This window comes from Acinetobacter sp. CIP 101966 (assembly GCF_000369725.1).
In the GTDB taxonomy this organism is placed as follows: Bacteria; Pseudomonadota; Gammaproteobacteria; order Pseudomonadales; family Moraxellaceae; genus Acinetobacter; species Acinetobacter lwoffii_Q.
This window is the reverse complement of sequence record NZ_KB850159.1, coordinates 79,492-93,665: the sequence shown is the minus strand read 5'-3', so window position 1 is coordinate 93,665 and position 14,174 is coordinate 79,492. Positions and strand designations below refer to the sequence as shown.

13 protein-coding genes and 6 pseudogenes are annotated in these 14,174 nt (G+C 42.3%); 11 read left to right on the top strand and 8 right to left on the bottom strand.

All coding sequences use genetic code 11. The features are described 5' to 3' along the window. Positions 1–2 precede the first annotated feature (2 nt). Positions 3–515, bottom strand: a pseudogene (locus tag F891_RS03260) (GAF domain-containing protein); the annotation flags it as partial. A gap of 859 nt (positions 516–1,374) precedes the next feature. Then, positions 1,375–1,575, bottom strand: coding sequence for a hypothetical protein (locus tag F891_RS18260; RefSeq protein WP_081401685.1), 201 nt, complete (start codon positions 1,573–1,575; stop codon positions 1,375–1,377). Between the two features lie 35 nt (positions 1,576–1,610). Here F891_RS18260 and F891_RS03255 point away from each other — a divergent pair, with 35 nt between their 5' ends. Next, positions 1,611–2,066 carry a helix-turn-helix domain-containing protein gene (locus F891_RS03255; protein WP_004647755.1) on the top strand — a complete coding sequence of 152 codons (456 nt, stop codon included), beginning with the start codon at positions 1,611–1,613 and terminating at the stop codon, positions 2,064–2,066. Then, positions 2,056–2,622: an IS630 family transposase gene (locus F891_RS03250; RefSeq protein ID WP_108675453.1), complete on the top strand. Its 567-nt coding sequence runs from the start codon at positions 2,056–2,058 to the stop codon at positions 2,620–2,622. Before F891_RS03255 ends, F891_RS03250 begins: the two co-directional genes overlap by 11 nt. Before the next feature lie 204 nt (positions 2,623–2,826). Here the strand turns inward: F891_RS03250 and F891_RS18255 are convergent. Further along, a pseudogene (locus tag F891_RS18255) lies at positions 2,827–3,068 on the bottom strand (S24 family peptidase); the annotation flags it as partial. 167 nt (positions 3,069–3,235) lie between these two features. On the opposite strand from F891_RS18255, the gene arsC reads away from it, so the two are divergent. The 6 genes from arsC to F891_RS03220 all read left to right on the top strand — a co-directional run bounded on the left by arsC (position 3,236) and on the right by F891_RS03220 (position 7,638). Then, positions 3,236–3,670 (top strand): arsenate reductase (glutaredoxin), encoded by a 435-nt coding sequence (gene arsC / locus F891_RS03245; RefSeq protein WP_005262104.1) that lies wholly within the window; start codon positions 3,236–3,238, stop codon positions 3,668–3,670. A gap of 208 nt (positions 3,671–3,878) precedes the next feature. Then, positions 3,879–4,199 carry a metalloregulator ArsR/SmtB family transcription factor gene (locus F891_RS03240; protein WP_004646559.1) on the top strand — a complete coding sequence of 107 codons (321 nt, stop codon included), beginning with the start codon at positions 3,879–3,881 and terminating at the stop codon, positions 4,197–4,199. Positions 4,200–4,205: 6 nt separating this feature from the next. Further along, positions 4,206–4,679, top strand: a complete 474-nt coding sequence (locus F891_RS03235) for an arsenate reductase ArsC (RefSeq protein ID WP_005262102.1) — start codon at positions 4,206–4,208, stop codon at positions 4,677–4,679. Between the two features lie 5 nt (positions 4,680–4,684). Beyond that, complete coding sequence (gene arsB, locus F891_RS03230; protein WP_004730035.1) at positions 4,685–5,725, top strand: ACR3 family arsenite efflux transporter; 1,041 nt, start codon at positions 4,685–4,687, stop codon at positions 5,723–5,725. 4 nt (positions 5,726–5,729) lie between these two features. Further along, entirely contained in the window at positions 5,730–6,434 is a 705-nt protein-coding gene (gene arsH / locus F891_RS03225; protein ID WP_005262099.1) for an arsenical resistance protein ArsH, read from the top strand. Positions 6,435–6,576: 142 nt separating this feature from the next. Then, a complete protein-coding gene (locus tag F891_RS03220) occupies positions 6,577–7,638 on the top strand; it encodes an ArsO family NAD(P)H-dependent flavin-containing monooxygenase (RefSeq protein WP_004646562.1) in 1,062 nt (353 codons plus the stop codon). A gap of 114 nt (positions 7,639–7,752) precedes the next feature. On the opposite strand, the gene F891_RS03215 is transcribed toward F891_RS03220, so the two are convergent. From F891_RS03215 to F891_RS17190, 4 genes and pseudogenes are all read right to left on the bottom strand, one after another. Further along, positions 7,753–8,736, bottom strand: a complete 984-nt coding sequence (locus F891_RS03215) for a potassium channel family protein (RefSeq protein WP_004280160.1) — start codon at positions 8,734–8,736, stop codon at positions 7,753–7,755. Between the two features lie 174 nt (positions 8,737–8,910). Continuing rightward, positions 8,911–9,057 (bottom strand): annotated as a pseudogene (locus F891_RS18535) (IS5/IS1182 family transposase); the annotation flags it as partial. Positions 9,058–9,340: 283 nt separating this feature from the next. Continuing rightward, positions 9,341–10,720, bottom strand: coding sequence for a sensor histidine kinase (locus tag F891_RS03210; protein ID WP_004730032.1), 1,380 nt, complete (start codon positions 10,718–10,720; stop codon positions 9,341–9,343). Beyond that, positions 10,713–10,817, bottom strand: a pseudogene (locus F891_RS17190) (winged helix-turn-helix domain-containing protein); the annotation flags it as partial. The gene F891_RS03210 and the pseudogene F891_RS17190, both read right to left, overlap by 8 nt. 2 nt (positions 10,818–10,819) lie before the next feature. On the opposite strand from F891_RS17190, the pseudogene F891_RS03205 reads away from it, so the two are divergent. The 3 genes and pseudogenes from F891_RS03205 to dsbG form a co-directional block, all read left to right on the top strand. Next, a pseudogene (locus F891_RS03205) lies at positions 10,820–11,779 on the top strand (cytochrome c biogenesis protein CcdA); the annotation flags it as partial. After that, positions 11,776–12,623 (top strand): annotated as a pseudogene (locus F891_RS03200) (prolipoprotein diacylglyceryl transferase family protein). The pseudogenes F891_RS03205 and F891_RS03200, both read left to right, overlap by 4 nt. An 18-nt stretch (positions 12,624–12,641) precedes the next feature. After that, positions 12,642–13,382, top strand: coding sequence for a thiol:disulfide interchange protein DsbG (gene dsbG / locus F891_RS03195; protein WP_005251413.1), 741 nt, complete (start codon positions 12,642–12,644; stop codon positions 13,380–13,382). A gap of 383 nt (positions 13,383–13,765) precedes the next feature. Here dsbG and F891_RS03190 read toward each other — a convergent pair whose 3' ends face one another. After that, complete coding sequence (locus tag F891_RS03190; RefSeq protein WP_005251415.1) at positions 13,766–14,074, bottom strand: ArsR/SmtB family transcription factor; 309 nt, start codon at positions 14,072–14,074, stop codon at positions 13,766–13,768. Positions 14,075–14,174: the final 100 nt, after the last annotated feature.

Genomic DNA, 14,174 nt, shown 5'->3' with positions numbered 1-14,174 from the left:
TCAGTCATTGGGTCGGACATTGCTTCTATTTCAAAACGCTCAGCTTTACGTATGTACTCAGCAGCTTTCATATCAGCTTGAATCGTATAACTGAGTACCTTTGCTATCAACTCGAATAATGGAGCATCTTCAACAAGAATTTTAGGTTGAGGTTCGGGATCAATTGCACATAGAGTGCCAAAAAGAGAGCCATCTTCTTTATACAGAGGTTGGCCGATATAGGCTTTAATTGAGACTAGGTGATTTATAGGTGCATCTGCGTAAACTTGAATATCAGGTGAATAGGGAGCAATACGAGGCATATTACTTTGTACCATGTGTGAGCAGAATGAGTCTGCCCAATGAAATACTTGTCCAGGCTTAACGTTATAGCCATTATCTTCACTCAATAATACAATCCAGTCGTCACCCTTAGTACGAGTAATCATCCACAATTTGAAGCCAAAGCGTTGAGATAAGAATTTTAAAATGGCTTGGCCAGCTTCTTCAAAGTTATTAAAGTTAATATTATTCATGAAGTGAACCTACTGCAACAGTAAGAATATATATGCGAAATACCCAATATATGAGTAATTCTTATAAACGGGAGCCTAAAATAGGTATTATATAGAAATGTGTGAAATTTATACTAAAAATAATACTTAAAGAAATTTATTTTTATAATGAAATTTAAAATTAGCCTGCGGTTAGAAATACCAAGATGTAATTTTCTTATTACTTATGAAAAAATGCAATCACTGCCATTATAGCTGCGATATTCATAAGTATTAGAAATATATAAAAAGTCATAATGAATCGAAGCTACCAAAAAATTTTCAAAATTATAGTTCTAAAGAAGCATTTTAAATGTATCTTAATTATTAACAACGAAAGGAAATTGTAAAGTCGAAAGGAAAAGTGTCTAACCCTTTATATTATAATAATATTTATATTAATTTAGTGATTTATCCAAATCATTCAACAGTTTATCTTCATTGTACGCATTGGGGGGGACAATCTTATAAGAGCTGGTATATAGTTTCCTTTAAATTTTTTGGGATAAGCTTCACATATAAGAAAAAATATAAAGTTTATTGTTATTTAACTTTGAATTATATAGAGAATCTTATAAAAGAGAACTCGTACATATCGGATTGTTTAATATGAACTTAGAAAAATAAGAGATTAAAATCATGTCATCGTTTCTAATAATTATAGGATTTATATGATGTTTTACGGGGATAATTTTTAGACCACATATTTCCCATAAAAAGGTCAAGAATTATATGGCTGCAAAAGCTGCTGGCTTCTTATGTATGTTACCAAGAGTATTTCTATTTTGTCTTAGATCTTATTTAACATAAATCCCCACGCTAGGGGGACTCGATTCTAGTCTTAAAAAACTTCGTAATTACATACTTCTATTCTTGAAATAAAATCGAGAGGCATTGTCAGTCTCTCAGCTGTAATAGTTTCAAAATGAACCCAGATAGCAGCATCTCTATTCTCAAAACTAATACTTACAAGTTTAACTAAGTCGTAAGGTTCAACATTATGGGTCAAGATAATATTAAGTTGACAAAAATAACTAATGATGCGAAAAGGTTTTTTTAGTTAACAGATGTTCACACATGCCTAGAATTGTTTCTGTACCACTTAGTTTAGAACAGCGAGAACGACTCATTTTTCTGGTCAAGCATGCAAAACATTGGCGTGAAAGGCAACGTGCCCAAACTATTCTCTGGCTTTCCGAAGGTAAAAGTGTTGCGGAAGTTGCCACTCTACAAGAACGTATCCCAGAAACCATAAGGCTACAACGCCGACGTTGGGAATTGTATGAGTTTGAATCGATTAAAGAAGGTCATCGCTCAGGTCGACCCAATACATTGATCTCAGACTATCAGGCGAAAATCCTAGATTGGGTCAATACAAGTCCACTCAATGCAGAACAAATCCGAGTCAAACTACATGAAGAATACGAAGTGTCCGTGTCTGTTGAAACCATTCGTAAGTTTTTACGGGATTCAGGTATGGTCTTCAAGCGTACCCGTCATAGCTTGAAAAAAAAGAGATCCGATTGCATTTGAACAAGCAACACAGCAGATTGAAGAATTACGAGAGCAAGCGGCACGTGGTGAAATTATATTAGGTTATGTTGATGAAACAGGATTTTCATCTACACCTGATAACCGCTATGCGTGGACAAAGATAGGTGATGTTCATGCGGTTGATGCAATAAGATTAAAACGAGTTAATGTCATGGGGTGTTTGCTTTCAACGGGGAAACTGGTGACTAGTTGTTTACAAGAGTCAGTGACAAGCACTTGGTTTTATGCCTATTTAACTGGAATAGCTCAACAAGTAAAACAGACGTATAACCTTCCATTGGTTCTTATTGTTGATAATGCCTCGATTCATAGAAGTAAAAAGATGGCTGATTACAGAGAGCTACTTAAAACTAACTTTTCGACGAATCTGTATTTTATTCCAGCTTATAGCCCTGAGTTAAATCGAATCGAGATGGTATGGAAGCAGATGAAATATTATTGGCGAGATTTTCAAGTCATGACAGCTGACAAAATAGAGCAATGGGTGGAGAAAGTATCAAACCAATTCGGAAAAGAATACATGTTTACTTTTTAATGACAACTTATAGAGGTGATCTGAGCGTACGTACGAAATAAGCATTTGATGGATAGTTAATTGCTCTTTACTGCTTAACTCACTGTAATTACTTAGTTCTGGTAAATCATTTTGAATATTCACTTCAATCCTTAACAATCTTAAATTTTCTGTAGAAAACGGCGATTTTATCAATTTAGACAACGCTGAATATATTGGCTTTTGTTAATTCTTTCTAAATCTTGTTCTCGCTCGATAAACATAGCGTATACAGTTAACTACCTGACCTACAAATATACATTGGTTGTTTAACTTAATAATATTTGGCTTGAACTCTGGACTTAGAGCCTGAAGATATCTTTTTCCATTTGTCTCAATAACTAATTTTTGAAAGTAGCATCATCACCGTAACGAACCATAATAATGTCATCAGATTGCATGTCTCCGTAATAAGCATCCGGATCAACTGGACTGCTCCCAGTATCCTAGACATAAGACAGCCTCATTTTGAAACTGTTTCCAATGGTTTTGGAGTCCCCATCTCAGATTGTATTCATAAAGCACATATATTTTATATTGCGAATATGCGTATATTCATATATAAAGCTATGATTCATTGATAAGAGGGAAGCTCATGAATCAAATGCCAAAAGTCCAAATTTATCATAACCCGGCCTGTGGCACCTCACGCAATACGCTGGCGTTAATTCGCAATGCGGGAATTGAGCCGGAAGTGATCGAATATCTGCTTACGCCACCCTCGAAAGATCAGCTGGTCAACATGATTCGGGATGCCGGTTTGACGGTTCGTGAAGTGCTCCGTAAAAATGTCGATCCCTACACCGAGCTGAATCTGGATGATGCCGGCTGGAGCGATGAGAAACTGCTGGATACCATGCTGCAACATCCGATCCTGATCAATCGCCCGTTGGTGGTTACCGAGTTTGGAACCCGATTATGCCGTCCATCGGAAGTGGTACTGGATATTCTGCCTTTGCCACAATTAAAAGCCTTTGCCAAAGAAGACGGTGAAATCATCGTGGATGAACAGGGCAATCGGGTAAAATAAAGTGTCCCCCCATGCGAAAAAGCTTCAACTTGATTGGAGCTTTTTTATCTGAAAAACACATTGACGATGATCTATATCGGAAAAAGCGGGAAATTGTTCAAGCGAGCGCTTTCTGGTAGGCATATTCTGATCTGGATATCATTTTTGACAGGTCATCTTTACCATATATATGGATATGTGTATATTTGCATAAAAAATGGGAGCAATTATGGACCACGTTCAGTTTTTTAAATGTTTATCTGATGAAACACGTCTCAGTATTGTCCTGCTAATTGCACAAAACAAAGAGCAATGCGTCTGTGATCTGACCGATAAACTGCAGTTAAGCCAGCCGAAAATTTCACGTCATCTGGCCTTGTTACGTTCTTGTGGTTTACTCAACGATCGCCGGCAAAGCCAGTGGGTGTACTACAGCATTAATCAGCAATTGCCGGCCTGGTGTTTTGAAATTCTGGACGTGCTAAAAGCTAGTGAGGTTCCGGTTTTATTTGATTCTTCCGCTCTATCGATTCAGAGCCATTGCGAGTAAGTTTTCATGAAATTTTTGTTTTTATGCACGGGGAACAGTTGCCGCAGTATTCTCTCTGAAGTGTTGTTCAATAGCCGTGCGCCAGAAGGCTGGGTCGCTTACAGTGCCGGCAGCAAACCTTCCGGTCAGGTGCATCCCTTGACGCTTGAAACCCTGCACAATCTGGGCTTGTCGACTAAAGGCTTATCCAGCAAGACGATTGATGCCTGTGAACAGTATCAGCCAGACGTGGTGATTACCGTCTGTGATGCGGCTGCACAGGAAGCGTGTCCTCTTTATCTTGGCGGAGCGATCAAGGCGCACTGGGGCCTGTCTGATCCGTCACATTTAGAGGTGGATAAAGAAGAAAAAATGCAAGCCTTTATGAACACTGTTGAACATATCAATCGTCGCCTGGATGCTTTGTTTAAACTTAACGTAGATGAACTTTCTCGCTCACAATTGATTGCAGCGATTAATCAAATTTCGAATGTTGAGTAAGTCACATGTCTGAAAAACGCATGTCCTTTTTAGATCGCAACCTGACGCTGTGGATTTTTATTGCCATGGCGTTAGGCATCGCAATAGGAAACTTTTTTCCTCAAGCATCGGTTGCTCTGGATCAATTCAGTATTAATTCAGTCAATATTCCAATCGCGATTGGTCTGATTCTGATGATGTATCCACCCCTGGCAAAAGTGGATTATGCGACCTTGCCACAAGTGTTTAAGGATAAAAAGACCCTGACGCTATCTTTAATTCAAAACTGGTTGATTGCTCCGGTACTGATGTTTGCGTTGGCTGTGATTTTTTTGCATAGCTATCCAGAGTATATGACAGGCGTGATCCTGATTGGTTTAGCTCGATGTATCGCCATGGTATTGGTGTGGAATGGTCTGGCCTGTGGTGATAACCAATATGTTGCAGCATTGGTGGCGTTTAACAGTATTTTCCAGATTTTATTCTTCAGTACCTACGCCTGGTTATTCCTGACCTTCCTTCCGCCATATTTTGGTATTGAAGCTCAAGTGATCAATGTTAGCTTCTGGACCATTACCCATGCTGTTCTGGTTTATCTTGGAATTCCGTTCTTATTGGGTTTCTTAACGCGCTTAATTTTGGTGAAACAAAAAGGCGTGGAATGGTATCAAACCAAGTTCATTCCAAAAATCAGCCCGCTGAGTTTAATGGCTTTGCTGTTTACGATTTTGGCGATGTTTAGCTTAAAAGGGGGTGATGTTGTGAGTCTTCCACTGGAAGTTTTACGCATTGCGATTCCTTTAATCATTTACTTTGTGGCCATGTTCTTTATTAGCTTCTTTATGAGTAAATGGATGGGCAATGATTATCCAAAAACTGCTGCAATCTCATTTACTGCGGCTGGAAATAATTTTGAATTATCACTTGCAGTCGCCATTGCAACTTTTGGTATTGCTTCGCCGGTTGCTTTTACCACGATTATTGGACCATTGGTTGAAGTACCTGTGTTAATTGCTTTAGTGAGTGTTTCACTGTGGCTAAGAAAGAAATATTTTAAAGAGGCTTGATACGATGAACCTGCCTAACGTAGATCTAAATCTTATTGAACAACCCACCTTTGAAAAAGTTCAAGCCAAAGAACTAGCTCATCCTCCTCGGATTTTGCTGCTCTATGGGTCTAATCGGGAACGTTCTTACAGTCGCCTTGCAGTTCTTGAAGCCGGTCGAATTCTTGAGTACTTTGGGGCTGAAGTAAAAATCTTCCATCCCAAAGGACTGCCTTTACCGGAAGATGCTGATACTGAACATCCAAAAGTAAAAGAACTGCATGAGCTTCTGGCATGGGCTGAAGGCATGGTGTGGTGTTCACCGGAACGCCATGGTTCTATGAGTTCCATCTTTAAATCCCAGATTGACTGGATTCCACTGGCAGGGGGTGCAATTCGTGCCACTCAAGGAAAAACCCTTGCCTTGATGCAAGTCAGTGGGGGATCACAGTCCTTTAACAGTCTGAACCAGATGCGTGTTTTGGGGCGTTGGATGCGGATGATCACGATTCCAAATCAGTCTTCAATTCCAAAAGCATTCCTGGAATTTGAAGAAGATGGACGAATGAAGCCATCGGCATTCTATGACCGGATTGTCGATGTGATGGAAGAACTGTATAAGTTTACTTTACTAACCCGTGGGCAAAGTGCTTATTTGACCAACCGTTATTCGGAACGCAAGGAATCGGCTGAAGAGCTTTCCAAACGGGTAAATCAGCGTAGTTTATAAATTCTAGGTGATCAGAGAGACTGAAAAGTATCTTGAGCAATGGAAGGCTAATTTAAACGCTTGAAAATTTTATGAAATACGCCCAGTCTAATAAGCAGGCTGGGTTTTTATTTGATGACAATAAAGAAGGGGGGGGAATATTTTGGCTCAATTACAAGCTGAAGTTGATGTGATCATCATCGGTGGTGGACAGGCCGGTTTGTCCACAGCTTATTTCTTAAAGCGCAAGAACATTCCGTTTATCATCCTGGATGATCAGCCTCAGCCTGGAGGTGCCTGGCAGCATGCCTGGGAGTCCTTGCGTCTTTTCTCCCCGAATAGCTGGAGTTCGCTGTCAGGCTGGATGATGCCGGCGACCGAACAGACCTATCCGACCCGCAATGAGGTGATCGATTATTTGACCGCCTATGAGCAGCGCTATCACTTTCCTGTAGTTCGTCCGGTGCGTGTGGAACGCGTGGAAAGTAAGGGCCAGTATTTAGAGGTTTATGCCGGGGAACAATCCTGGAAAGCCAAAGCGGTGGTAAGCGCTACAGGGACATGGAGCCAACCATTTATTCCCGAGTATGCCGGCCGTGAGCATTTTCAGGGCGTACAACTGCATTCCGCAGATTATAAAAATGCTGAGTTATTTAAAACCAAGAAAGTCATGGTGGTGGGTGGCGGTAACTCTGGTGCACAAATCTTGGCAGAAGTATCTCAGGTGGCCGAAACGCTTTGGATCACCCAGACACCGCCGCAGTTTCTGGCAGATGATGTCGATGGCCGTGTCCTGTTCTTAAGGGCGACTGAGCGCCTGAAAGCCCAGCAGGAAGGTAGAAAGATTGAGCAGCCCATTGGGGGGTTGGGTGATATTGTCATGATTGATTCAGTTAAAGATGCACGTGAGCGAGGCATTTTGCAGAGCAGGCGTCCATTTTCAGCTTTTACAGAACATGGCGTGATTTGGGAAGATGGCAGCACAGCGCATGTGGATGTGGTGATCTGGTGTACAGGATTTAAGGCGGCGCTGAATCACCTCAGCAGCCTCGGAATTATCCAGCCGGACCAGACCATTGCGGTTCAGAATGGCCGCTCTGTTCAGGTACCAAATTTATGGCTGGTGGGCTATGGAGAATGGACCGGTGCTGCTTCGGCCACGCTGGTCGGGGTTTCCCGGACAGCTCGGGCAGTAGCGGAAGACATCGCTGCATTTTTGGCCTGAGAGGATTTGATCCTGATTCAGTCGAGTGGATTGAGTGAATAGTATCTGTCTGCAACGAGCGTCATACCCGATGGTCTGATGCTCGTGATGATACGCTTGCATTGACGTTCGAATTTAATCAGGTAACTTATGCCCACAATGTGGACAGAAGAAATATTTGTTTTTTTCCTGCTCGAGTTGTTCTTTCTTACGCTCATGAATAAGTTCTAACAGGATATCCTGCATTTGTTCTTTGCTCAGTCCGACTTCTTTACGTAAAATTTCAATTTTTTCTTGATCTTCAATTAAGTCAATTTCTGCATCATCGAGCAGTTCACGAAATCTTAATTCCAGTTTGTGCTTGCGCTGTCTCAGCTCATTGGCCAGACCATTTGCCAGAATACCCGCAGGAAGCGCTGCCAGACCCACCCCTAAAATAGTAATTAAAGCCCCTAGAAAGCGGCCTAAGGGGGTGATTGGTGTCACATCGCCATAGCCGACCGTGGTCAGTGTCACCACTGCCCACCACATGGATGCAGGGATGGAGCTAAAGACTTCTGGTTGAGCCTTATTTTCAACCACATATACTCCAGCCGCCGCGATGATGATCATGATCAGCAGGATAAAAATAACCGCCTGAAATGAGCCCTTTTCGCGCTTGATCACCCGCAATAAAATCTGCAGGGAGACGAAATAACGGGTTAATTTGAGTAATCTGAATAATCGAAGGATTCGCAGGAAGCGTAAATCGAGATGCACAAAGAAGTTAATATAGGCCGGGAGAATCGCCAACAGGTCAATGATGGCACCGCCACTACGGATCCATAACCATCGGTTTTTCCATGCACCTTCAAAGGGGTCTTTTTCCGCAATGGCCCAAAATCTTAATAAATATTCCAGGGTAAAAATAAAGATCGAGAATAATTCAAAGGCATCAAACAGCAGCTGATAGGATTGATAGAGGTCATTGATTGATTCAAGTAAAACGGCAGCAGTATTCCCAATAATCAATATAATCAGAAATATATTGATGACGCGACTTAAGATGCTTTCGTGTTCTTCATTATGCAAATTGTCATAAATAAATCTGCGAAGCTTATACCAGGCCTTGAATTCCATAACAGTGCATTACGGTGCGATAAGATGCTTTGAGTTTAGCGCAAGCCCGGCCATCGAAAGGAAATTTTTAAAAAATTAATCAGAACTATGGGGTGGTGATTATCCTGGATTTTTAGGGCTAAAGCGAGTGTGCACGACTCTAAAATCCCCAAAGCATTCTGGTAAATCTCACTACGGAATACTTGAACGATACCGATACAATACTGCTTCAACAAATACCCTGTTGTCTTTGGCAGTTACTCAAACAGTACTTGCTCGTCCGGGCAACAGATCCTTAATCTGTTCCCACTGATCATCTCTTAATGCATAGCGTTTAGTCATGAAAAAATAATGAGGACAGATTAGATTTTTTTAAGCTAATTGGTGACAGGCCTAGTTGCATCAAGTGATCTTTTTTCTCTGGCATTTTTGTTTTCATAGAGGGGTCTTATTATTTTTATACCTGTTTCTATGCTAAAAATTAAAAGTGCGTTGTGATCGCCTGATCATAAACTTGAGAATACAGAGAAGGTTTTTGTTGAAGAAAAAGTTATTTGTATAAACAAAGGAAGTGATTTGAATTGGTGATATCTTTATTGGATGTTGAAAAGTAAGAATTTTTATTTCAAAAAATCTCTAGGGTTTTCGATTGTATTGAATTGATTTCAATGCGAAGCCCATAGGGCTGTCGGGCATTGAAAGAGAGCTGATAGCCATACTGTTTTAACAGGTTAGCGGTCAATGCCAGTCCTAAACCATGGCCGTGCTGCTGAGCAGATTTGCGCCAGAAGCGTTGTCCTAAATGTTGGATATCCTGTGCTGTCAGTTGCTGTCCATCATCTTCAATCACTAGGCAACCAGACTGCATGGAAATCCAGATATGGGCAGCCTGTGCATGCAGCAGGGCATTTTCAAGCAGATTTTTCAGTACGGTATACAGCACAAATTCAGGCAGCTGAATTTCGCCCAAGTTGTCCCAGTTTACTTGTATTTTTTTGTTCATTTCTGGATAGCGTGTACCTAAGTCTGCAAGAACTTTCTCAAGTGTGGGGCGAAGCCAGATGGCCTCAGGCATTGCCTGGATACTGTTTTCTGATTGGGTCAGTAATAAAAGCTGCTCGAGTAACAGCGTATAACGCCGGATACTCTCATTGGCCTGCTGCAAATTATGCTGAATGGATTCAGGCAGGTGCTGCTGCTGACCGATCAGCTGGGCCAGTTGTACATGGGTTTTAATTGCAGTCAGGGGACTGCGTAATTCATGTGCAGCATAGGCACTAAAGGCTTTCTCCTGTTGCAGACTGTCATTGAGTTTTTGAATCAACTGCGTGGAATTGTTGACAAAAGGCTGTACTTCTTGGGGAATACTTGCAGGCTTGAGCTGCATTAAAAAATCTGCCACCTCTGAATAGCTAAGGTTTTTCTGGTTCAGGTATTGACTGAGCTGATCCAAAGACCGGAACTGTCTGCGGATAATAAAGATGATCAGGGCAATACAGATCAGCAGTGAGAAGACCAAGGGAATCAGTACGGACTGCAGAATCTGCTGTAGTAAGGTATCCCTCAAGAACATACGTTCTGCTGCCACCACCTGAATATCGCCACGACGCAGAACATAACTGCGCCATTCCGTATCACCCTGCTGCCAGGTGCTGAATCCTTCTGGTCGCTGGCTTAAATTTTGGGGGGCACCGCGTGTTTTGGCAATCACCTGATTACCTAACGAGATGTCAGAGCTAAAAAGAGAAACTTCACAGGCAATTAACTGGTTTGCATCATCATTCTTGGCTAATTTGGATAAGGTTGCATCCCCTAGACTATCCAGCGGTAACTGCTGAATCAGCCGGGCAACCATTTGTGCAGATGCCGATAAGCGTTGATCCAGTGTGTCTTGTAAACGCTGTTTCAGGTCAATATACAGCCATGAAAATACTGCACTCCACAGCACAATAAACACGGCCAAAAGACTCATGACCAAACGCCATTTCAAGCTGTGACTAAACATGACGCTGCTCAAACGGTTTAAAAATATATCCCACACCACGAATGGTCTGAATTAAATCTGGATGCAGTTTTTGTCTCAGGTGATAAATGTGTACATTCTTTGTTTGTTTTGTTCGCATTTAATCTGTTTGGAGCATTTCAGCTGTCCTTACCTAAAGGCATGTTACAGCGTCTGGATCAATGGCAGCAAAAGCAGAAGGGTGGCACGCTGATTGGTGCCGGTCTTATGGGCATGATCGCTGCACTGATTGTCGGGCCATGTATGAGTGCGCCGTTGGCCGGTGCCTTAATCTATGTGTCTCAGCTCAATCAACCGATGCTGGGAGCTAGTTATCTGTTCGTCTTAGGCCTTGGGCTGGGCTTGCCGCTATTTATTGCTGCCGTATTTGGGTCCCATCTTTTACCCAAACCTGGCATCTGGATGGATCGCCTGAAGTTTAGTTTTGGCTTTGTCATGTTGGCTCTGGCCTTGTATTTCGCCCGTCCATTATTGCTCGGCATTTTATACCTGGGCCTTTTGGGTGTGGTACTGATCACCTGTTCAGGCTACTTCTTGTTCAAGATGCTGCCTCATGTGCATCGATCTGTATCGAAAATAGTCCTGATGCTGCTCAGTGGTTTACTGGTCTATGCAGGAGGCATGCAGCTCTATCATGTCTGGAGTCAGGTACAGGTCGCCCATGTGAAATCACGGCTTGAATGGCAGAGAGTCAGTACAGCCGCACAATTGCAACAGGTTTTAGCCAAACATCCTGCACAGCCGGTGGTGATTGATGTCTATGCAGACTGGTGTGTGGCCTGTCAACCGATTGAAAAGGAAGTGATTCCACGTAGTGATGTCCAGAAGGCTTTACAAAATGTGGTTCGTATCAAATTAGACCTGACCCACTATCATCCAAGTCAGGATGAGCTGCTAAAAGAATGGCAAATCCTCGGACCACCCACCCTCATATTTCTAAATGCAGCGCATCAGGAACAGCGAGACTTGCGTTTAACCGGAAGCTTTAGCGCGACACATTTACTAGGCACATTGCAGCAACTGCAGGGGGAGCAACCATGATGATTTCCAGTGATGCACTGCATCTGGGACCTTTGATGTTGCCCTGGACACTTATTATTGTTGCCACTGGCTTGATGCTGTTATCTGCTGTCTTGTTTGGATTAGCCAGAAAGTATTCATGGTCTAAACAGCAGCTTGGACAAAGTCAGGATTTGCTCTGGAGCAGTTTTTTGGTTGGAATGCTGGGTGCGCGTCTTGTTTTCGTTCTACTCAATGCCGAGCTGTATTTTGCAGCACCCATCGACATACTGAAAATCCAGGACAAAGGTTTTCATTTATGGGGAGGGGTGCTGATTGGTACTTTATGGTATGTCATTCGAAACAGACAGTTTCAGACCCGATTCAAAGCCCTCTTATTGATCATATTGGTACTTTGGATCGGGCTTGGGCTCGTATTCAAATCCAGTCTAAAAACTGAAGCAGCGTTTCCTGATCTAGCCTTTGCTGGACTAGAACAGGAGCGTCTGGGTACAGACAAGATTCCACTCAGCCAGTTCATTGGCCAGCCTACGGTAATTAATTTGTGGGCGAGCTGGTGTCCGCCGTGTCACCGCGAAATGCCGGTGTTAGCCAAAGCAGCCGAGCAGCACCCTCAAGTGAATTTTGTCATGCTCAATCAGGGTGAGGAAGTTGAAACTGTAAATGCCTATTTAAAAAAACATCAGTTTCAATTTAAACATGTCCTGCTGGACCCATATGGTGAACTACCCCAGCAGCTGAATAGTTTTGGCCTACCAACGACGCTGTTTTTAATGCTCAAGGCCAGCTGGTCGAGCGGCATATGGGGGAACTCAGTCCGGCCATGTTGCAGCAATATTTAAACCGAATTTCAGATCAACCTTAAAAAACGGAAGAACTTAGTATGAACAAAATTTACCAGGTGCTTGGTGCAGGTATGTTCCTGATCATGAGCATGCACACGCAGGCAAATATTAAACAGAATATTGAACAACAGGGTTTTGTATTTGTAAAACAGATTCCGGCACCGCAAGGAATGACCGGCTGGGTGGGGCATGAAGACCAATACTCCAATACGGTATTTATCTCCAACGATGACAAATATTATATCAAGGGCGAACTGTTTGATGCACAAGGGAAAAGCCTGTCCAATGAGCAGATTGAAAAGCATATGAAAAAAGCGGTATTGGACGATGTCTGGAAAACCCTGGAAAAATCCACCTGGATCCAGGATGGCAAGCCAGATGCACCACGTGTGGTCTATGTCTTTTCCGATCCAAATTGTCCATATTGTTATAAATTCTGGCAGGCGGCCCGACCTTGGGTAGAATCAGGGAAGGTACAGCTGCGTCATATTCAGGTCGGTGTGATCCGTGAAGAAAGCCGTGGCCAGGTGGCAACACTATTGAATTCGAAAGATCCAGCGGCAGTTTTTAATGATATAAACAAGAATAAAGGCAAAAAGCAGCTCAAGAAAATGGAAAAGATTCCTGCCGAAATTGCTGCAAAAATTGATGCCAACCAGGCCCTAATGGGGAAATACGGCTTTTTCTCCACACCGTCGATGGTCTGGAAAAACAATCAGGGTGAATTTAAATCTGCTCAAGGCCTGGCGATGGATGTCAAGGAAATTTTTGAACAATAAGATTGGATGAGATATGTCAACTTTGGATCATCCACGGGTACTGTTTGCTTTGGAATGAACCGCTCTGGCATGAAACCGGAGTGGTCTGAAATTAATAGCATTTTGTTCCGCGATTGAAAAATCCAACCTACTATTGCAATTAGTCGATCATCAACGTTATGTATAAAAAATAGCCTATGCATAGTAGATGGGAATTGCGGTGATCGTATTCGGTATGTTGGTCAATATGGCCTCAATCCTGCAATATCGGCGGGGATGGGCATCATTGTGACCGGCGGAGTTTATCAATGGTTATTATGCCCAGCATCCTGATGGCTAAACCTGTTTACTGCTTTTAGTGAGCTGCTTCTGATCATTTATTTTTGGCTGCACTAAGAGCAGGGCTAGGCGCAATACAGCTCGTACAGCTTTTGCATCAGGCTCAAGACCTTGGGATCACTCAGACGATAGAAAATCTGTTTACCCTCACGTCGGGTGCTGACCATGTCGGCCTTACGCAGTACAGTCAGCTGTTGTGAAAGTGTAGGTTGATGAATGTCAGTGGATTCTTCAATTTCCTGAACATTCATTTCCCCATCGACCAGGACACATAAGATTTTCAGACGGTCAGGATTGGCTAAAACTTTTAGGCATTGGCTGACGAAATCGACCTGAGAAAAATCAATTTTGGCATTTTCAGCAATCATATCCATAAATGTCCTCACAACTTTTGATGTAGCCCATGCAGTTTACACAATTTACCATAAAACCGCTTGATTAATATTTTTTATTATATAATATAAAAAAGTATAT